Consider the following 19,585-nt stretch of genomic DNA (forward strand, 5'->3'; position numbering starts at 1 on the left):
CCATCAGGGTGCGGGCTGGCGGGCTGGCTCAGGCCGTGGTCAGTCGAGTTCGGCCTCCTCGGCGGCCGGCTCGAGCCAGAGGCCGCCGAGGGGCGGGAGCGTGACGACGGCGGAGAACGGCTGGTCGTGCCAGGGCGTCTCCTCCGCCATGACCGAGCCGAGGTTGCCGACCCCGGATCCCCCGTAGGCCTCGGCGTCGGTGTTGACCACTTCGTTCCAGCGGCCGCCGCGCGGCAGGCCGACGCGCATCTCTCCACGAGGCTGACCACTGAAGTTCATCAGGCAGGCCACGACGGGGCGCTCCCCTAACTCGTCCGGTCGACCGAATCGTAGGTAGGACAAGGTGTTTCCGCGGTGGTCATCGGCGTCCAGCCAGCGGAAGCCGGCCGGGTCCGCGTCGAGCTCCCACAGTGCCGGTCGCGATCTGTAGACCGCGTTGAGGTCGCGCACGAGCGAGTGCACACCCGAGTGCGCGGGCTGCTGGAGCAACCACCAGTCGAGGCTGCGCGACTCGGCCCACTCCGACTCCTGGCCGAACTCGCAGCCCATGAAGAGCAGCTGCTTGCCGGGCTGGGTCCACATGTAGGCGAGGTAGGCCCGCAGGTTGGCCAGCTGCTGCCACCGGTCTCCCGGCATCTTGCGCAGCAGCGAACCCTTGCCGTGGACGACCTCGTCATGGCTGATCGGGAGGACGTAGTTCTCGCTCCAAGCGTACATCAGCGGGAACGTGAGCATGGTGTGGTGGTACTGCCGGTTGATCGGTTTCTCGGCCATGTAGTCGAGCGAGTCGTGCATCCAGCCCATGTTCCACTTCAGCCCGAAGCCCAGCCCGCCTCGGTCCGTCGGAGCAGTGACACCGGCCCAGGAGGTCGACTCCTCCGCGATGGTGACGATGCCCGGGGTGCGCTTGTACGCCGTGGCATTCGTCTCCTGCAGCAGCGCCACCGCCTCGAGGTGCTCGCGGCCGCCCCGGACGTTGGGCACCCACTCGCCGGGCTTGCGTGAGTAGTCGAGGTAGATCATCGAGGCGACGGCGTCCACCCGCAGACCGTCGACGTGGAACTCCTCCAGCCAGTAGAGCGCGTTGGCCACGAGGAAGTTGCGCACCTGCGGCTGCCCGAAGTTGAAGATGTGGGTGCCCCAGTCGGGCTGGTCGCCGCGGCGCGGGTCCGGGTGCTCGTAGAGGGCCTGCCCGTCGAAGCGGGCCAGCGCGAACGCGTCGCGCGGGAAGTGCGCGGGCACCCAGTCGAGGATGACGCCGATCCCGGCCCGGTGCATGGTGTCCACGAAGTAGCGGAAGTCGTCGGGCGTGCCGTAGCGCGCCGTGGGGGAGTAGTAGCCGGTGACCTGGTAGCCCCAGGAGGGCCCGTAGGGGTGCTCCATCACCGGCAGCAGCTCGACGTGCGTGAAGCCCAGGTCCTTGACGTAGGCGCTCAAATGGTCGGCGATCTCGCGGTAGGACTCACCCTGCCGCCACGAACCGAGATGCACCTCGTAGACGCTCATCGGCCCGGTGTGCGCGTCCTCCCGGCGACGCTGCTCCAGCCAGGGGTCGTCCTGCCACGCGTATGACGAGCTGGTCACCACCGAGGCCGTCGCAGGCGGTGCCTCCGAGGCGCGTGCCAGTGGGTCTGCCTTCGCGTGCCACACCCCGCGGGCGCTGAGGATCTCGTACTTGTAGCGCTGCCCCTCCTGGACGCCGGGGACGAACAGCTCCCACACCCCGGTCGGTCCCAGTGAGCGCATCGGGTGGGTCAGCCCGTTCCACTGGTTGAACTCGCCGATGACGCGCACCGCCCGGGCGTGGGGTGCCCACACGGCGAAGGAGGTGCCGCGCACCTCGCCCAGCGGCCCGTCATACCGGTGGACGTGGGCACCGAGCACGGTCCACAGCTGTTCGTGCCGGCCCTCACCGATCAGGTGCAGGTCGACGTCGCCGAGGGTGGGTAGGAAGCGGTAGGGGTCGTCCTGGTGGTGCTCGTAGCCGTCGCCGTAGGCCACGAGCAACCGGTAGTCGGGCACCTCGTCCAGGGCAACGGCGCCCGCCCAGATGCCCTCGAACTCGTGGGCGAGCGGGACGCGCGTCCCGTCGGGGAGCACCGCGGTCACGCTCTGGGCCAGAGGCCGCAGCGCCCTGATGGTGACCGCGCCGTCGCGCCCGTGCGCGCCGAGGACCGAGTGCGGGTCGCGGTGCTGACCGCTGATCACGGCGGCAAGCTCGTGGCGGTCGACGGCCAGGGCAGTGGGGGGCGGTGTCTCGGACACGGGTCAGCTCCTCGAGCCCGCGACGAGGCGGGCGATCGCGGTCGTGGGGATGGAGATCCAGCTCGGTCGGTTGTGGGCCTCGTAGACCACCTCGTAGAGCGCCTTGTCGAGCTCGAGGGCGTCCAGCACAGGGGCGTCGGCGCGCGGATCACGTCCTGCCGACTCGCCGTAACCCTCGAGGAACGCCGTTCGTGCCGCCGTGGCCCAACGGGCCCGGTCGAGACCGTTGTCCTTGGCGACCGACCCGGCAGCGTAGTCGAGCGACCGCAGCATGCCCGCTACGTCGCGCAGTGCCACGTCCGGCTCGGAGCGCTCGGCGAGGGGGCGCATCGGCTCGCCCTCGAAGTCGAGCAGCACCCATCCCCGCCCCGGGGCGTCGAGCACCTGCCCCAGGTGGTAGTCGCCGTGGATCCGTTGCAGGACGGGCCAGTCCGCACGCTCAGCGGCGACGTAGAGGTCGTCGACGGCGTCCGCCGCACCCGCCAGCGACGGCACACTCGCGATCGCGTCACGCAGCCGGGCACGCATGCGTTCCACCAGCTCCGACTTCTGCTGGGGAGTCGGCGCCTCGGTGGGCAGCACGGTGGCGAGGACCTGGTGCACCTCGGCCGTGGCGCGTCCGAGCGCCCGGGCGCCGGCGCTGAAGTCGCGGTCCTCGTGTGCCGCCGCCAGCGCCTCACGCCAGGCGTCCTGCACCCCTGGGAGGAACTCCTGCACGAAGGCGACGTGCCCACGCGCGGTGCCTCCTGCGACGGACTCGTCGGGCCATGCGGCGCTCACGTCGCCGACGGGGGTCGGCACACGGTCGCACCCTGCCTCGGCCAGAGCCGTCTGCAGGACGACGTCGGGGTTCTCGCCGCAGTGCAGCACGCGAAACAGCTTGCCGATCACCGGTCGTGGCGCCCCGGCAGTGTCGACGGCGTCGTAGATGACCGAGGTGTTCGACTGCTCGCCCGAGAGCACGCGGTAGTCCAGGACCCGAAGGTCCGGGGCCACGGCGGCACAGCGGGCGACCACGGCAGGCTCGGGCGTGTCCGAGACGCTGCCGGCCTGGGCGGTCACTCGTCCCAGCACGAGCTCGAGCAGCTGGGTGGTGAACACGGGGTCGTGCGGCGCGTCATAGACCCAGCGTCGTCCGAGGACGCTGTGTTGCAGCGTGCCGACCAGGGCATGGTCGGCACCCTCCAGGGGCGCACCGCGATAGGTCAACGGCACCTGGTAGACGACCGGACGGGTGCCCGAGTCGTCAGCCACCACGAGGATCTCGATGCCGACCGCACCGCTCGGGTCGTCGAGCCGCCACGACCAGAGCGAGCGCAACCGTGGCTGGTGACCCTTCGCGGCATACCAGCGTTGACGTGCCATCCAGTCCGGCAGGAGCTCGAGCTTGGTCGGCGTCAGCGTCGCGTGGTGGTGGACCTCAGCCATGGACGAGGCCTCCCGGAGCCTGCAGGCCCAGCCAGAAGAAGTCGCGTGACCCGAGGGTCAGCATGACCGAACCGTCGTCGGAGACGGGGGGAAAGCCGGTGCCGCCGAAGAGGTCGACCAGCTGGCGGCCCTTGAACACGTCCGGGAGACGGATCGTCGTGGCCTGCGGCCGGCTGGACATGTTGTTGACGCACAGCACGCTGGCGAAGCCCTCGACCTCCGAGCTCTCCTGGGGGTCCATCGCGCGGGTGAACGCCAGCACCGCCTCGTTGTCTGCGGTGCATGACTCGAAGACCCCCATCCCGAAGACCGGGTGCCGCGACCTGACCTGCAGCATGCCGCGCATCCAGTGCAACAGTGAGGCGCCAGAGGCCATGTTGGCCTCGACGTTGACATTGTTGTAGTGGTAGATCAGGCTCGAGATGACCGGGAGGTAGAGCTTGCCCGGGTCCACGGAGGAGAAGCCGGCGTTGCGGTCGGGCGTCCACTGCATCGGGGTGCGGACGGCGTCGCGGTCGGTGAGCCAGATGTTGTCGCCCATGCCGATCTCGTCGCCGTAGTAGAGGCAGGGCGAACCGGGCAGGGACAGCAGGAGGGCGTTGATCAGCTCGATCTCGGCCCGGCTGTTGTCGAGCAACGGCGCGAGTCGGCGGCGGATGCCGACGTTGGCGCGCATCCGCGGGTCGGGCGCGTACCAGCCGTACATGGCGACGCGCTCCTCCGGCGAGACCATCTCGAGGGTGAGCTCGTCGTGGTTGCGCAGGAAGGTCCCCCACTGCGTGCCCGGTGGGATGGGTGGTGTCTGTGCCAGCACGTCAATGATCGGCGCGGCCTTCTCCTCGCGCAGCGAGTAGTAGAGCCGAGGCATGACGGGGAAGTGGAAGCACATCTGGCACTCCGGTGCTTCCGGTGTGCCGAAGTAGTCGACCACCTCGGAGGGGAGCTGGTTGGCCTCGGCCAACAGGATCCGGCCGGGGTACTCCTCGTCGACCATGGCCCGCAGCGACGCGAGGAACTCGTGCGTCCGCGGGAGGTTCTCGCAGTTGGTGCCCTCCTCCTCGAACAGGTAGGGGACGGCGTCGAGGCGGAACCCGTCGATCCCCATGTCCATCCAGAAACGCACGACGTCGAACATCGCCTCCTGGACTGCGGGGTTCTCGAAGTTGAGGTCGGGCTGGTGGGAGAAGAACCGGTGCCAGAAGAACTGTCTGCGGACCGGGTCGAAGGTCCAGTTGGAGACCTCGGTGTCCACGAAGATGATCCGGGCGTCGGAGTACTTGTCGTCGGTGTCGGACCAGACGTAGAAGTCGCCGAAGGGACCCTCCGGGTCGGCGCGCGAGGCCTGAAACCACGGGTGCTGGTCGGAGGTGTGGTTCATGACCAGGTCGGTGACGATCCGGATTCCGCGCGCGTGCGCCTGCGAGACCAGCTCGGTGAACTCCGGCAGGGTGCCGAACTCGGGCAGCACGGCCGTGTAGTCGGCGATGTCGTAACCACCGTCGCGCAACGGCGAGGCGTAGAACGGGGGCAGCCAGAGGGCGTCGATGCCGAGCCACTGCAGGTAGTCCAGCCTGCCCACCAGGCCGCTGAAGTCGCCGGCGCCCGAACCGTTGGAGTCGTCGAAGGCGCGGACGAGGACCTCGTAGAAGACAGCCTTGCGGAACCAGTCGGGGTCGTGCTTGAGGCCCGGCTGGGCCAGGTTGAGACCCTGCATCAGAACCTCCTCACGTGGATGATGTGCGCCGGTTCGCCGTCCGGGCCGAGTCTGACGAAGTTGTGCTCCCCCCAGTGCCAGGAGTCCCCGGTGACCAGGTCGTGGGCGAGGAAGGACTCGTCGTGCTCCATGCTCAGGGCGTGCATGTCGAGGTGCAGCCATGACTCGCGGGTCGCATGGGGGTCGACGTTGGCGACGACGATGACCACGTCGTCGCGGCCGTCGACGGTCCTTCGCTTGGAGAAGGCGAGGAGGTTCTCGTCGTCGACGTGGTGGAAGGAGATGTTGCGCAACCAGTGCAGGGACGGGTGCGCGGCGCGGATCTCGTTGAGCCGCTTGAGATAGGGCGCCAGCGTCTGGCCGGCGCGGGCGCCGCCCGGCTCGCGCTCGAACCACTTGCGGTCCTTGTACTCGTACTTCTCGTTGTCGATCTGCTCCTCGGCGCCCGGCCGGGCCACGTGCTCGACGTGCTCGTAGCCGGCATAGATCCCGTAGGTCGGCACCATGGTTGCGGCGAGCGCGGCGCGCACCTTCCAGGCGGTTGGGCCGCCGTACTGCATGTAGGGCGTGAGGATGTCGTGGGTCGTCGGCCAGAAGGACGGGCGCATGTAGGTCGCGGACTCACCCGCGAGCTCCCGGACGTATTCCTCCAGCTCCCACGTCGTGTTGCGCCAGGCGTAGTAGGTGTAGGACTGCTGGAAACCCACCTTGGCCAGCGCGTGCATCATCGCCGGGCGGGTGAACGCCTCGGCCAGCCAGATGACGTCCGGTGTGTCGACGGCGACATCGCTGATCAGCCACTGCCAGAACTCCAACGGTTTGGTGTGGGGGTTGTCGACCCGGAAGATCTTGACGCCGTGGTCGATCCAGACCTGGACCACCCGGCGCACCTCGGCGTAGATGCCCTCCGGGTCGTTGTCGAAGTTCAGCGGGTAGATGTCCTGGTACTTCTTGGGCGGGTTCTCCGCGTAGGCGATGGTGCCGTCGGCCCGCGTGGTGAACCACTCCGGGTGGGACGTGACCCATGGGTGGTCCGGTGCGCACTGCAGGGCCAGGTCGAGCGCGACCTCCAGCCCCAGGCTCTCGGCCCTGCCCACGAAGTCGTCGAAGTCGTCGAAGTCGCCCAGGTCGGCGTGGATGGCGTCGTGCCCACCCTCGGCCGAACCGATGGCATAGGGGGAGCCGGGATCGTGCTCGTCCGCGGACAGGGTGTTGTTGGGACCCTTGCGGCCCACCATCCCGATCGGGTGGACCGGTGTGAGGTAGACCACGTCGAAGCCCATGTCGGCGATGGCGGGCAGCCGCTGCGCCGCGGTCTCGAGCGTCCCGGACGTCCACCGCCCCGTCTCCTCGTCCTGCCACGCGCCCTCGGAGCGGGGGAAGATCTCGTACCACGCGCCATACAACGCTCGTTCCCGCTCCACGAGCCAGGGGTGCTCCTTGCTGGGGCTGACCAGGTCACGCAAGGGGCGCGCCGCGATCTCGCGCTCCACCTGGGGCGAGGTGCCGGCCTCGAGCCGGACCATGGCAGGCCTGCTCACGTCGCGCAGCGCGACCACGGCGTCGCGCAGCGGCTGGGCCTGCTCGGGCGTGCGGGTGACCTCCGTGACGGCCCGCTCGAGGACCCGGGCGCCCTCCTCGAGCATGAGCTCGGTGTCGACCTCGGCTGCGACCTTGATGGAGGCGTCGTGCTCCCAGGTGCGATAGGGGTCCGACCAGCCCTCCACCCGGTAGGACCACATCCCGACCCGGTCGGCGCCGACGACCGCGGACCAGTGGTCGAGGCCGGCGGAGACGAGGGTCATCGGCACGTGCTGCTCGCTGCCGTCCGGACCGGTGAGCACCACGGTGGCGTTCACCGCGTCGTGGCCCTCCCGGAAGACGGTGGCGGTGACGTCGAACTGCTCGCCGACCACCGACTTGGCGGGTCTGTCGCCGCAGTCGACGCAGGGTCGGACGTCCTGCACGGGAATGCGGCCCACGGGGATCTGGGCAGCGGCGGTCAGAGGGCTGGCAGTCGTGGCGCGGGCTGTCACGAAGCAGACGCTACTCGTTCCGCGGCCAAACGCGAGCGGCCCGCGCCCACGAGGGTGGGGGAGCGTGCGGGGCGCAGGCTCGGCCCGGCCGTGAGACGGTGCCTTCCAGATCGCGGACGGGTCCGTGGCTGGCTGCCCGGCCGGGCACCTCGCCGCCTATGCTCTTGGCCCGTGAAGGCAATCCGACGTTTCAACGTGCGCACCGTCCTGCCCGAGCGCATCTCCGCTCTCGGTGACCTGGCGATGAACCTGCGGTGGTCGTGGCACCCCCAGACCCGCGACCTCTTCCAGAGCATCGACCCGCAGCGCTGGGAGGCAGTGCGCCGCGAGCCCTCCGGTTTGTTGTCGGCGCTCTCGGCCGACGAGCTGCAGGGACTCGCCGCCGACGACGCCTTCGTGGATCGGGTGGACCAGGCCGCGGCCGGGCTGCGTCGGTACCTCGAACGTCCCCGGTGGTACCAGCAGTGGTCGCAGCAGCAGGAGGGCGGCGCGGACGCGCACCCGCGCAGCATCGCCTACTTCAGCCCGGAGTACGGCATCACCGCGGCCCTGCCGCAGTACTCCGGTGGCCTCGGCATCCTCGCCGGTGACCACCTGAAGACCGCGTCCGACCTCGGCGTGCCGATCGTCGGCGTGGGCCTGTTCTACAAGACCGGCTACTTCAAGCAGTCCCTGGACGCGGCCGGGTGGCAGCAGGAGACCTATCCCGTGCTGGACCCCGACGACCTGCCCCTGTCGTTGCTGCGCGAGCAGGACGGCAGCCCCTGCGCGGTCACGGTGGAGCTGCCTGCCGGACGGGTGCTGCACGCCCACGTGTGGAAGGCGGAGGTCGGTCGGGTCCCGCTGCTGCTGCTCGACTCGGACGTGCCGCAGAACGACGACGCGGCCCGAGACCTCACCCACCGCCTCTACGGCGGTGGCGGGGAGCAGCGCCTCCAGCAGGAGCTGCTGCTCGGCATCGGCGGCGTGCGGGCCCTGCGGCTGTGGTCGCGGTTGACCGGTGCGCCGGACCCGGACGTCTACCACACCAACGAGGGCCACGCGGGCTTCCTCGGCATCGAGCGGATCAGTGAGCTCGTCACCGGCCACGGGCTCACCTTCGACGAGGCCGTGCAGGCGGTGCGGGCGGCCACGGTCTTCACCACCCACACCCCCGTGCCGGCCGGCATCGACCGGTTCGGGAAGGACCAGATCGAGCTCTACTTCGGCGGCCACAACGCGCTGCCGGGCGTCCCGGTGGACCAGCTCGTGGCGCTCGGCGCCGAGACCTACCCCGGTGGCCAGCTCGACGTGTTCAACATGGCCGTCATGGGGTTGCGGCTGGCCCAGCGGGCAAACGGCGTGTCGAAGCTGCACGGGGTCGTCAGCCGGGAGATGTTCGACGGCCTGTGGCCCGGCTTCGACGACGTCGAGGTGCCGATCACCAGCATCACCAACGGGGTGCACGCGCCGACGTGGGTCGACCGGCTGGTCTACGACCTGGCCGAGCGTCACCTCGGCTCCACCGACCTGGAGCGCGACGACGCGTGGGAGTCGATCGACCGGATCCCCGCCGAAGACCTCTGGGCGACCAAACGCGAGCTGCGCAACCAGCTCGTGACCGAGGCCCGGAGGCGGGTGCGGTCCTCGTGGCTCAAGCGTGGCTCGACGGCCGCTGAGCTCAGCTGGGTGGACGAGGTGCTCGACCCGGACGTGCTCACCATCGGGTTCGCCCGTCGGGTGCCGACGTACAAGCGGCTCACGCTGATGCTGCGCGACCCGGACCGGCTGAAGAAGCTGCTGCTCGACCCGGAGCGGCCGATCCAGCTCGTGATCGCCGGCAAGGCGCACCCGGCGGACGAGACCGGCAAGAAGCTGATCCAGCAGATGGTGCAGTTCGCCGACGACCCCGAGATCAGGCACCGCATCGTCTTCCTGCCCAACTACGACATCGCCATGGCGCAGTACCTCTACCCGGGGTGCGACGTGTGGCTGAACAACCCCCTGCGGCCGTTCGAGGCGTGCGGCACCTCGGGGATGAAGGCGGCCCTCAACGGCGCGCTCAACCTGTCCATCCTGGATGGCTGGTGGGACGAGTGGTACGACGGCGAGAACGGCTGGGCGATCCCCACAGCGGACGGCGTCGAGGACGCCGACCGGCGCGACGACATCGAGGCCGCGGCCCTCTACGACCTGATCGAAGGACAGGTCGTGCCCCGCTTCTACGACGTCGCCGACGGCAAGCTGCCGGCGCGCTGGCTGTCCATGATCAGGCACACCCTCAACACGCTGGGGCCCAAGGTCCTGGCCTCACGGATGGTGCGCGAATACACCGAGCGTCTCTACGTGCCCGCGGCCAGGGCCGGCTGGGCGATGGAGCGGCCGGGCTGGACGGGCGCCAAGGAGCTCGCCGCCTACACCACGCGGGTGCGTGACGGCTGGTCCGCCGTGCACGTGGACCACGTCGAGTCGCAGGGCCTGTCCGACTCGCCCCAGATCGGCGACCGGCTGCACGTGCTGGCCTACGTCTCGCTCGGTGACCTCTCCCCGGACGACGTCGAGGTGCAGTTCGTGCACGGGCGGGCCAACGAGCTCGACCAGCTGAGCGACGTCGAGTGCGTCCCGCTGGCGCACCGCGAGGCCTACGAGGCGGGACGGCACCGGTTCGAGGGCGATCTGGCGCTGAGCCGCACCGGTCCCTTCGGCTACACGGTGCGGGTCGTGCCCCGGCACGCCGGTCTGGCCCACGCCAGCGAGCTGGGACTGGTCGTCAACGCCTGATCCCGGCCGCAGCCGGACTGGACTACTGAACTGGTTCAGTGAGATTCTACGGCCATGGACGTGCAGGCGGGGAGAACCGGACCGAGTCCGGGCAACGGCGGGCAGCGGGTGACGATGAGCGATCTCGCGCGTCGGCTCGGCATCTCCAAGGCCGCCGTGTCGTATGCGCTCAACGGTCAGCCCGGTGTCGCCGCCGAGACCCGGGATCGGGTGACCCGGCTGGCGGCCGAGCTCGGCTGGCACCCCAGCAGCAGCGCGCGCGCACTGTCGGCCAACCAGACCGGGGTCGTCGGCCTGGTGCTCTCGCGGCCCGCCGAGCTGCTCACCGTCGAGACGTTCTTCATGCGCTTCCTCGCCGGTCTGGAGCGGGTCCTGTCGGAGCGGGGCAGCAGCCTGTTGCTGCGCGTGGTCGGCGACCGGCCGGAGGAGGAACTGCGCACCTACGAGCGGTGGTGGGGTGAGCGACGCATCGACGGGGTGATCCTCCTGGACGAGCGCTACCACGACTCCCGGATCGCCGCGGTGGAGCGGATCGGGGTGCCGGCGGTGCTCTGCGGAGGCCCGATCAAGGGCACTTCCATCCCGTGCCTGTGGACCGACCAGGCGGCTGATTCCCGTTCTGCGGTCATGCATCTCGCGGAGCTGGGGCATCGGCACATCGCGCACATCAGCGGCCCCTTGGAGTTCGCCCACGAACGGGGGCGACGGCGCGGGGTGCGCCGGGCAGCCACAGCCCTCGGGCTCGAGGTCACGACCGTCACCTCGTCCTACATGGGGCCCCAGGCGGGAGAGATCACCGGCGAACTGCTCGACTCTCCGCAGCCGCCCACCGCGATCATCTACGGCAGCGACGTCATGGCCCTCGGCGGTCTGGCGGCAGCGTCCCAGCGACGCGTGCGCATCCCACGGGACCTGTCGGTCATCAGCTGGGACGACACCAACCTCACGACGGTGGTGCACCCCCCACTGACCGCCCTCGAGCGCGACACCCCCGGCTTCGGCGCCCTCGCGGCGACCGTGCTGCTCGACCACATCCACGTCGGTCGGGACGGTTTGATCCAGGTGCCGCCGTCCACGCTGCGCGCCCGGGAGAGCACCGGACCGGCTCCAGCCACCGCCTGAGGGCCGGCCGGGTCGGCTGCCGACAAAGGTCAAGATTTGGTAACGGAAGTCTCCCGGGCTACTGACAACTGAACCGGGTAAGTGCTCCAATGGAGAGATCATCCCGGACACGGACACGCGACCGGTCCCGCAGAAGCACAGGGAGTCCCCGTGAAGTCTCGAACCATTGCCTCAACCGTCGTCCTGCTGGCGGTCGCCACCACGGCCGCCTGCGGCGGGTCGACAGAAAACGCCTCGAGCGGAGGTGGCAGCGGATCCACCGCCGGTGGCAGCACCACCATCACCTACTGGGCCAGCAACCAGGGCACGAGCATCCAGAACGACAAGGAGGTGCTCGGCCCGGAGCTGAAGAAGTTCGAGAAGCAGACCGGGGTCCACGTCGACCTCCAGGTCATCGGCTGGCCGGACCTGCTCAACAAGATCCTGGCGGCCACCACGAGCGGCCAGGGCCCGGACGTGCTCAACATCGGCAACACGTGGGCGGCCTCGTTGCAGGCGACCGGTGCCTTCATGCCGTTCGACAGCAAGGCGTTGGACGCGATCGGCGGCAAGGACAAGTTCGTCGAGGCCTCGTTCGCGACCAGCGGTGCGCCGGGCAAGGACCCGACCTCGGTGCCGCTCTACGGTCTGGTCTACGGCCTCTACTACAACAAGAAGATGTTCGCCGACGCCGGGCTCCAGCCGCCCACGACGTGGCAGGAGCTGATGACCGACGCCAAGAAGCTCACCAACCCGAGCAAGGGCGTCTACGGCATGGCGATGGAGGGCGGCAGCTACACCGAGAGCGTCCACTTCGCCTTCATCTTCGGCCGGCAGAACGGTGGTCAGCCGTTCGACGACAGCGGCAAGCCGACGTTCACGACCCCCGGGATGGTCGCGGGGGTGAAGCAGTATGTCGACCTGATGAGCCAGAAGGTCGTCAACCCGAGCAGCGTGCAGTACAAGAACGGGCCGGAGGCGCCGACGGACTTCGCCAAGGGCAAGGCCGCGATGCTGATGAGCCAGAACAACGCCGACAACGTCCTCCAGGCCAACGGCGGGATGAAGCCGAGCGAGTACGGCGTCGTCTCGATCCCCGCCCCGAACCCGCTGCCCCCGGGCGGCAAGGACGTCGCGAGCTTCGTGGCCGGCATCAACCTGTCGATCTTCAAGAACACCAAGAACAAGGATGCCGCGCTGAAGTTCGTGAAGTTCATGACGAGTCCGGAGGAGCAGGCCATCCTCGACAAGCCCTACACGGCGCTGCCGGTGGTCAAGAACGGCACGGTCAACTTCACCAGCAAGAAGGACGAGGCCAAGGCCTTCGCCGAGGTGCTGGCCAACAAGTCCGAGCCGCTGCCGCTGGTCCCCGCGGAGTCGGCGTTCGAGACCAACGTCGGCAACGCGGTCAACGGGCTGCTGGCCCAGGCCGCCACCGGCAAGACCGTCACCGACGCGGACATCAAGGCCGCGCTGCAGCAGGCCCAGGACAAGATGGCCTCGGCGAGCTGACGAGAACCCGCAGATGACCCTCACCACGCGTGCCGAGGCTTCCCAGAAGCCCGGCACCGGCAGACCGGCGCGGCGTCGCTCCCTGTCCTGGGGGCGCGCCACGCCGTTCCTGCTGGTCGTGCCGGCGGTGCTGTTGGAGCTGATCATCCACATCATCCCCATGCTCGTGGGGGTCTGGATGAGCTTCGTGGAGCTGACCCAGTTCTTCATCGCGAACTGGTCGGCGGCGCCCTTCGTCGGGTTCGGCAACTACGGCATCGCGCTCGACTTCTCGGGCTCCATCGGCAAGAGCCTGGTGCACTCCTTCCTCATCACCTGTCTCTACACGGTGATCGTCGTCGCCGTCGCGTGGGCCTTCGGCATGGCTGGAGCCCTGGCGCTGCAGCGCAGGTTCCGGGGACAGGGCACGCTCCGGACGCTGTTTCTCGTGCCCTACTCCCTGCCGATCTACGCCGGCATCATCACCTGGAGCTTCATGCTCCAGCGCGACAACGGCCTGGTGAACCACGTGCTGCTCGACAACCTGCACGTCATCGACACCCCGACCTTCTGGTTGATCGGTAACAACGCCTTCACGTCGATGGCGGTCGTCAACATCTGGCGCGCCTGGACCTTCGCCTTCCTCATGCTCATGGCCGGGATGCAGAGTGTTCCCGACGAGCTCTACCAGGCCGCAGCCGTGGACGGAGCCGGCACCTGGAAGCAGGTCCGGTACATCACCCTCGGGGTGCTGAAGCCGGTCAACGTCGTGCTCGTCCTGATGCTCTTCCTGTGGACCTTCAACGACTTCAACACCCCGTTCGTCCTGTTCGGACCGACCCCGCCCCCGTCCGCCGACATCATCTCGATCCACATCTTCAGCAACTCGTTCGTCAACTGGAACTTCGGCCTGGGCGCCGCCATGTCGGTGCTGTTGTTGCTGCTGCTCCTCGTCGTCACGGGGATCTACCTCCTCGTCACCAGCCGGAGGTCGCGCCGTGCATGAACAACGCTCCTTCAAGGTCTTCCGGTGGGTCACCATCATCTTCCTCGGCGCCTTCACCCTGGTCCCGCTCTATGTGATGGTCACCTCGGCGCTCAAACCGCTCGGTGACGTCCAGGGTGCGTTCCACTGGTGGCCGACGCACCCGACGCTGCGGCCCTTCGTGGACATCTGGAGCACGGTGCCGCTGGCGAGGTACTTCGTCAACAGCCTGATCGTGTGCACTGTCTCCACGGTCCTCAGCGTCGTCATCGCGATCTTTGCCGCGTATGCCGTGTCGCGCTACCGGTTCCGCGGCCGCCGGTTGTTCACCGGCACCGTGCTGTCCACACAAATGTTCCCGGGCATCCTGTTCCTGCTGCCGCTGTTCCTGATCTTCGTCAACATCGACAAGACGCTCGGGTTCACCCTGCTCTACCAGACCCGCGTGGGCCTGACGATCACCTACATGACCTTCTCCCTGCCGTTCTCGATCTGGATGCTGGCCAGCTACCTGGACGGGATCCCGCGTGATCTCGACGAGGCCGCGCGGGTCGACGGGACCAGTGCGATGGGGGCGCTGTTCCGGATCGTGCTGCCGGCGGCCCGGCCCGGCGTCATCGCCGTGGCGGTCTACTCGTTCATGACCTCCTGGGGCGAGATCCTCTTCGCCTCGCAGATGACCAACGACAGCACCAAGACGCTGTCCATCGGGCTGCAGTCCTACTCCACCCAGATCAACGTCTACTGGAACCAGGTCATGGCCGCGTCACTCGTGGTCAGCGTGCCGGTCGTCATCGGCTTCCTGCTGCTGCAGAAGTACCTGGTCGCGGGCCTCACCTCCGGCGCGGTCAAGTAGTGGCCGCCACCCAGGGCCGCGGCATGCAGCGGCCGGGGAGCAGTGTCTCCGTCGCCGGCCGGCCGGTCACCTGGCTGGGCGTGAACTTCTGGTCCCGCACCGGGGGGCCGCTGATGTGGCGCAACTACGACGGTGCCGTGGTCAGGGCCGAGCTGCGCGTGCTGCGCGAGCACGGCCTCGGTCTCACGCGGTCGTTCTTCTACTGGCCCGACTTCCACCCGGAGCCGCACCGCCTCGACGAGACCCTGTGCGAGCGGTTCGCCGACTTCCTCGAAGCCCATGGCGAGGTCGGCATGACGACGATCCCGACCTTCATCGTCGGGCACATGTCGGGGGAGAACTGGGACCCGGTGTGGCGGCAGGGTCGCGATCTCTACCGCGACACCTGGATGGTGGCCCGGCAAGCCTGGTATGCGCGGGAGCTCACCTCCCGATTCGCCGCCCATCCCGCGGTCGCGGGCTGGCTCGTCTCCAACGAGATGCCCATCTACGGCGAGCCGGCCGAGCGCGAAGCGGTCTCGAGCTGGGCCGAGCTGATGGTGCAGGCGATTCGCGCAGGGGGAGGAACCCAGCCGGTCTCCATCGGTGACGGCGCCTGGGGGATCGAGGTCACCGGCCGGGACAACGGCTTCTCGGTGCGCGACCTCGGCGCCATGAGCGACTTCGTCGGGCCGCACGTCTACCCGATGGAGGACGACGTGGTGCGCCAGCACCTCAAGGCTGCGCTGACGTGCGAGCTGTCGGCGGTGGCGGACCGGCCGGTCGTGCTCGAGGAGTTCGGGCTCAGCAGCGACTTCGTCTCACAGGAGCACGCGGCGCACTACTACCGGCAGGTCCTGCACCTTTCCCTGCTCGGTGGCGCCACCGGCTGGATCGCCTGGAACAACACCGACTACGACCACCTGGTCGACCAGGACCCCTATCGGCACCACGCGTTCGAGATGCACTTCGGCATCACCACGAACACGGGCGAGCCCAAGCCGCCCCTGCGGGAGCTCGCCGCCTTCCGGACGGTTCTCGACGCCGTCGAGCCGACCCGCTGCGAGCGGTGGCCCACGCAGACGGCGCTGGTCGTGCCGAGCTACCTCGAGATCGGCGCGCCGTTCACCCACGACGAGCACGAACGCCAGCACGTGTTCTCAGCCACGGAACAGGCCCACATCGCGGCGCGTGAGGCAGACCTGCGACCCGGCTTCGAGCGCGAGACGGACGGCATCGCGGGTGGATACAACCTCTACCTCGTCCCCTCGTGCAAGGCGCTGACCGCCCCGGCGTGGCACCGGCTCGATGAGCTGGCCAGGTCGGGTGCGACGGTGTTCGTGTCCTACGGCACGGGAGACAGCCCGTTCCAGCGCGGGCCGTGGTGGCCGACCACCGAGCGGCTCTTCGGCGTCCGGACCCTGCTGACCTACGGGCTGAACGACCCGATCGAGGACGAGACCGTCGAGCTGGTGATGGAGCGCCCGTGGGGGCACCTGCCGGCCGGCGCCACCCTGCGGTTCAGAGCGGGCGGCGGCGCGCACGGCCGGGCCCACCTGCCGGTCGAGCCCGCTGGGGCGGAAGTGCTGGCCCGCGACTCCCACGGCCGGGCCGCCCTGCTGCGCCACGAGATCGGCGCGGGTCAGGTGGTCCTGTGCACCTATCCGATCGAATACCTCGCTGCCGCGACCGCGCGGGTCAACCCCGAGGACACCTGGCGGCTCTACCGGGCTTTGGCCTCTGCCGCCGACCTCAGCCCGCCGGTGGGCGTGGACGATCCCGCCGTCCTCGTCGACGGACTGACTCACGAGGACGGGCGGCGCTTTGCCTGGCTGGTCAGCGAGGCACCCCACCAGCTCACCGTCCGACCCGAGGTCGAGCAGGGCCACCAGCTGTGCGAGATCGGGCAGGCCGTCGGGGTCGACGAGGTGACCCTGCCACCCTACGGCGTCCGGGTCCTCGAGCTGATCCGCACGCCTGCGCCCGAGGCCGAGACCACACCCACCATCCGCACCAGCTGAGGAAATTCAGATGAGCAGCCAAGACATCGCACTACCACCGGGATTCGAGTTCGGCGTCGCGATGGCGTCCTACCAGATCGAGGGCGCGGTCGACGAGGACGGACGCAGTCCCTCGATCTGGGACACCTTCAGCCACACGCCGGGCAAGGTCGTGGGCGGGGACACGGGCGACGTGGCGTGCGAGCACTACCACCGCTATCCCGAGGACGTCGCCCTGATGGCGGACCTCGGCGTGGACAGCTACCGGTTCTCGGTGGCGTGGCCGCGGATCCAGCCGGATGGCAAGGGACCCGCCAACGCAGCCGGTCTGGCCTTCTATGACCGGCTGACCGACGCCCTGCTGGAGCGTGGCATCACACCGACCGCGACTCTGTACCACTGGGACCTGCCGCAGGCCCTCGAGGACGCCGGCGGCTGGCGGCTGCGGGACACCGCGGAGCGCTTCGCGGAGTATGCCGCGCTGGTCACCGACCACCTCGGCGACCGGGTGACGCGCTGGATCACCCTCAACGAGCCCTACTGCTCGTCGATGCTCGGCTACGCGACCGGGCGGCACGCTCCCGGAGCGAGGGAAGGCGACGGGGCCCTGGCCGCGGCGCACCACCTGCTGCTGGGGCACGGCCTGGTGGTCCAGCAGTTCCGCGACCGCGCCGCCGCCGACCACCGGGTCGGGATCACCCTCAACCTGGAGCCGGTCGCCCCTGCGTCGGACCGCCCCGAGGATCGCGCCGCCGCCGACCGCGCGCTCCTGGCCTCCAACCTGCTGTTCAGCGACCCCGTCCTTGCCGGGCGCTACCCGGAGCTGGCGCGCACGGCATACGAGGGAGTCAGCGACCTGTCCTTCATCCGGGAGGGAGACCTGGCCACCATCGGCGCCCCGATCGACTTCCTGGGCATCAACTACTACTTCCCCCTGAACGTCGAGCAGGCTCCCCACGACGAGCCGGACCCCGCCCGCCGGACGGCCGACGACCTCGGCTACGCCCAGGTCGTGCGCGACGACGAGCCGACGACCGTGATGGGCTGGCCGGTGGAGGCGGACGGGCTGCGCCGGCTGCTCGTCTGGCTCCACGACACCTACCCCGGCCTGCCGCCGATCTACATCACCGAGAACGGCACGGCGGGGCTGGACACCGTGGCGGACGACGGCACCGTCGACGATCGGCTCCGGGTGCGCTACCTGTCCGACCACCTCGGCGCCGTCGCACAGGCCATCGACGAGGGAGTCGACGTGCGTGGCTACTACTGCTGGTCGCTGCTCGACAACTTCGAGTGGGCCGAGGGATACCGGATGCGGTTCGGCATCGTGCACGTCGACTTCGACTCGCAGGTGCGCACCCCCAAGGCGAGCTACCACTGGTACCGGCGGCTGATCGCAGACCACCACGCGGGCGCGGCCCCGACGGGCTGACCACCCGACCACCCCCGAAAGTGGGGTCAGAAGCCCACTGCTCCAGCCGCCGGCTGCGGCATCCGCAGCGCCTTGTCCAGCCGGCGCACCGCGCCGTCGCGCAGCTCCTCCACGAGTCCCGCGGTGTGCCGGACGACGAGGCTCTGTGAACCGAGGTAGACCGAGGCGAGCACCTGGGTGGTCAGCCGCAGGTCCGGTTCGTCGTCGGTCCGCGCGACCCGGGCGGTGCCGTCGTCGCCGACCGTGAGCCGCCACCGGCCGTGGTTCCACTCGCACGCGGCGTCCTCGACGTCCAGGACCAGGTCGACGGACTCGGCATAGCCCCGTTCCTCGAGCGCTCGGGGCAGGTCGACCAGCCGGAGCCAGAGGCTGTCCGCCGTCGGCCCGTGGATGGTGCGCGGACCACCGGCCCAGTGGACGACGGGGTCGTCGACGCCGCGGCCGTGCAGGACGACCGAGCTGGTGAGGTCGAGGTCGACCAGGCGGCGGACGAGCGCGAGCTCCGCCGCCGGGTCACCCACGAGCTCGCCGACCTTGACGGTGCCCTCGGGTCGCCCTTCCTCCCACTTCTCCGCGCGGCGGAACCACGCGTAGCCGACGTCGACGCCGTCCCGCACGGCGAACAGTGCGCGCTGTGGTTCCTTGTCGCGTGTCGTCTGCGGGGTGTCCCGCCCGAACATCTCGTAGGTCATCTCTTCGCGCACCACGGAGCCGAGCCGGGTCCGCCCGGCGTGCAGCGCCGCCGCCCGCATCCGCGCGGCGACACCAGCGTGTCCGGTCGTGGCGAGCCGGGTCCGGAGCTGCTGGACCTCCTCCTCCAGCCCGGGTGCGGTGAGCGTCGCTCCCCGCGCCAGCGTCAACCGCGTCTCCCACGAGGCGACGCCGTAGCCGTGTCGGCCGTAGATCGACGGCTCGCTCGCGTGCAGCGCCGACAGGCCCGACCAGTCGCCCTCACGGACCCGCCCGAAGTGGTCCTGCAACATCGCCGTCAGGACCCCCCGGCGTCGTTCGTCGGGGTGCACGCCCACGAAGGTGAGCCCGCTGACGGGCACCTGCCGCAGGCTCTCGTGCGGCCCGGGCACCGTGACGGTCAGCGCGTAGACGCCGTAGACGCCGGCGTAGTAGGCCGGGTCGCCACCCGCGACCTCGGCCCCGAACCGCTGGTCCTCCCGCAGCCCGGACAGCGCCCGAGCGGCTGGTTCTGCCGAGGGCTCGGCAAACCACACGAGCTCGTCGGTGTCGAGGTATCGCTGGGCATCATCGGCCGGGACCACACGCACATCTGCCATCCGACCAATGAACCGTCACCCCGGGGCCCAGCGCAACCGGGTTTCCCGACTGGGCTCCGACAAAGGCGGCGCCAACGGCCCCTCGAGAGGCCGTTGTCGCCGCAGCTAGTGGTGCGTCTCGCAAATAACTGGGTGGTGCGTTGGTAGACTGGCGTTTATGAGCTCACCCGCGTCCCCGTTGCAGATGTCGGCTGGTCAGCGTGAGGCGTTGGAGGTGTTGTCCCGTTCGCAGGCGGCGCCGCATCGGCA

General features: G+C 69.5%; 12 protein-coding genes. 7 read left to right on the forward strand and 5 right to left on the reverse strand.

The window, feature by feature from the left end; genetic code table 11:
- Positions 1 to 39 precede the first annotated feature (39 nt).
- From glgB to FCN22_RS17565, 4 genes are read right to left on the reverse strand one after another with little or no spacing between them, the layout of a single operon-like run.
- Positions 40 to 2,265 (reverse strand): 1,4-alpha-glucan branching protein GlgB, encoded by a 2,226-nt coding sequence (gene glgB, locus FCN22_RS22730; protein WP_338016661.1) that lies wholly within the window; start codon positions 2,263 to 2,265, stop codon positions 40 to 42.
- Between the two features lie 3 nt (positions 2,266 to 2,268).
- On the reverse strand, positions 2,269 to 3,693 hold the full coding sequence (locus FCN22_RS22735) for a maltokinase N-terminal cap-like domain-containing protein (protein WP_338016662.1): 1,425 nt from the start codon (positions 3,691 to 3,693) through the stop codon (positions 2,269 to 2,271).
- Positions 3,686 to 5,407, reverse strand: coding sequence for a maltose alpha-D-glucosyltransferase (gene treS / locus FCN22_RS17560; protein WP_137122862.1), 1,722 nt, complete (start codon positions 5,405 to 5,407; stop codon positions 3,686 to 3,688). Before treS ends, FCN22_RS22735 begins: the two co-directional genes overlap by 8 nt.
- A complete protein-coding gene (locus FCN22_RS17565; RefSeq protein WP_274381623.1) occupies positions 5,407 to 7,443 on the reverse strand; it encodes a maltotransferase domain-containing protein in 2,037 nt (678 codons plus the stop codon). The genes treS and FCN22_RS17565 overlap by 1 nt, the downstream gene beginning before the upstream one ends.
- Before the next feature lie 171 nt (positions 7,444 to 7,614).
- On the opposite strand from FCN22_RS17565, the gene glgP reads away from it, so the two are divergent.
- From glgP to FCN22_RS17600, 7 genes are all read left to right on the forward strand, one after another.
- Positions 7,615 to 10,203: an alpha-glucan family phosphorylase gene (gene glgP, locus FCN22_RS17570; RefSeq protein WP_137122863.1), complete on the forward strand. Its 2,589-nt coding sequence runs from the start codon at positions 7,615 to 7,617 to the stop codon at positions 10,201 to 10,203.
- Positions 10,204 to 10,257: 54 nt separating this feature from the next.
- Positions 10,258 to 11,325, forward strand: coding sequence for a LacI family DNA-binding transcriptional regulator (locus FCN22_RS17575; protein ID WP_137122864.1), 1,068 nt, complete (start codon positions 10,258 to 10,260; stop codon positions 11,323 to 11,325).
- 150 nt (positions 11,326 to 11,475) lie between these two features.
- Entirely contained in the window at positions 11,476 to 12,816 is a 1,341-nt protein-coding gene (locus FCN22_RS17580; protein ID WP_137122865.1) for an ABC transporter substrate-binding protein, read from the forward strand.
- A 13-nt stretch (positions 12,817 to 12,829) separates the two neighbouring features.
- On the forward strand, positions 12,830 to 13,801 hold the full coding sequence (locus tag FCN22_RS17585; RefSeq protein ID WP_137122866.1) for a carbohydrate ABC transporter permease: 972 nt from the start codon (positions 12,830 to 12,832) through the stop codon (positions 13,799 to 13,801).
- Positions 13,794 to 14,636, forward strand: a complete 843-nt coding sequence (locus FCN22_RS17590; RefSeq protein WP_202911656.1) for a carbohydrate ABC transporter permease — start codon at positions 13,794 to 13,796, stop codon at positions 14,634 to 14,636. Before FCN22_RS17585 ends, FCN22_RS17590 begins: the two co-directional genes overlap by 8 nt.
- The gene (locus FCN22_RS17595; RefSeq protein ID WP_238384811.1) at positions 14,636 to 16,636 is read left to right on the forward strand and encodes a cellulase family glycosylhydrolase; all 2,001 of its coding nucleotides are present in this window, start codon (positions 14,636 to 14,638) and stop codon (positions 16,634 to 16,636) included. Before FCN22_RS17590 ends, FCN22_RS17595 begins: the two co-directional genes overlap by 1 nt.
- 10 nt (positions 16,637 to 16,646) lie before the next feature.
- Entirely contained in the window at positions 16,647 to 18,047 is a 1,401-nt protein-coding gene (locus FCN22_RS17600; protein ID WP_137122867.1) for a GH1 family beta-glucosidase, read from the forward strand.
- Between the two features lie 26 nt (positions 18,048 to 18,073).
- Here the strand turns inward: FCN22_RS17600 and FCN22_RS17605 are convergent, their stop codons facing one another.
- Positions 18,074 to 19,336, reverse strand: coding sequence for a GNAT family N-acetyltransferase (locus tag FCN22_RS17605; RefSeq protein ID WP_137122868.1), 1,263 nt, complete (start codon positions 19,334 to 19,336; stop codon positions 18,074 to 18,076).
- Positions 19,337 to 19,585 lie beyond the last annotated feature (249 nt).

Source organism: Segeticoccus rhizosphaerae (assembly GCF_005222685.1).
Lineage (GTDB): Bacteria > Actinomycetota > Actinomycetes > Actinomycetales > Dermatophilaceae > Segeticoccus > Segeticoccus rhizosphaerae.

Bases quoted from the DNA above. Each gene is read 5' to 3' on its own strand.
- FCN22_RS22735 (WP_338016662.1), bottom strand. From the start codon at position 3,693: ATGGCTGAGGTCCACCACCACGCGACGCTGACGCCGACCAAGCTCGAG.
- treS (WP_137122862.1), bottom strand. From the start codon at position 5,407: ATGCAGGGTCTCAACCTGGCCCAGCCGGGCCTCAAGCACGACCCCGAC.
- FCN22_RS17575 (WP_137122864.1), top strand. From the start codon at position 10,258: ATGGACGTGCAGGCGGGGAGAACCGGACCGAGTCCGGGCAACGGCGGG.
- FCN22_RS17585 (WP_137122866.1), top strand. From the start codon at position 12,830: ATGACCCTCACCACGCGTGCCGAGGCTTCCCAGAAGCCCGGCACCGGC.
- FCN22_RS17600 (WP_137122867.1), top strand. From the start codon at position 16,647: ATGAGCAGCCAAGACATCGCACTACCACCGGGATTCGAGTTCGGCGTC.
- FCN22_RS17605 (WP_137122868.1), bottom strand. From the start codon at position 19,336: ATGGCAGATGTGCGTGTGGTCCCGGCCGATGATGCCCAGCGATACCTC.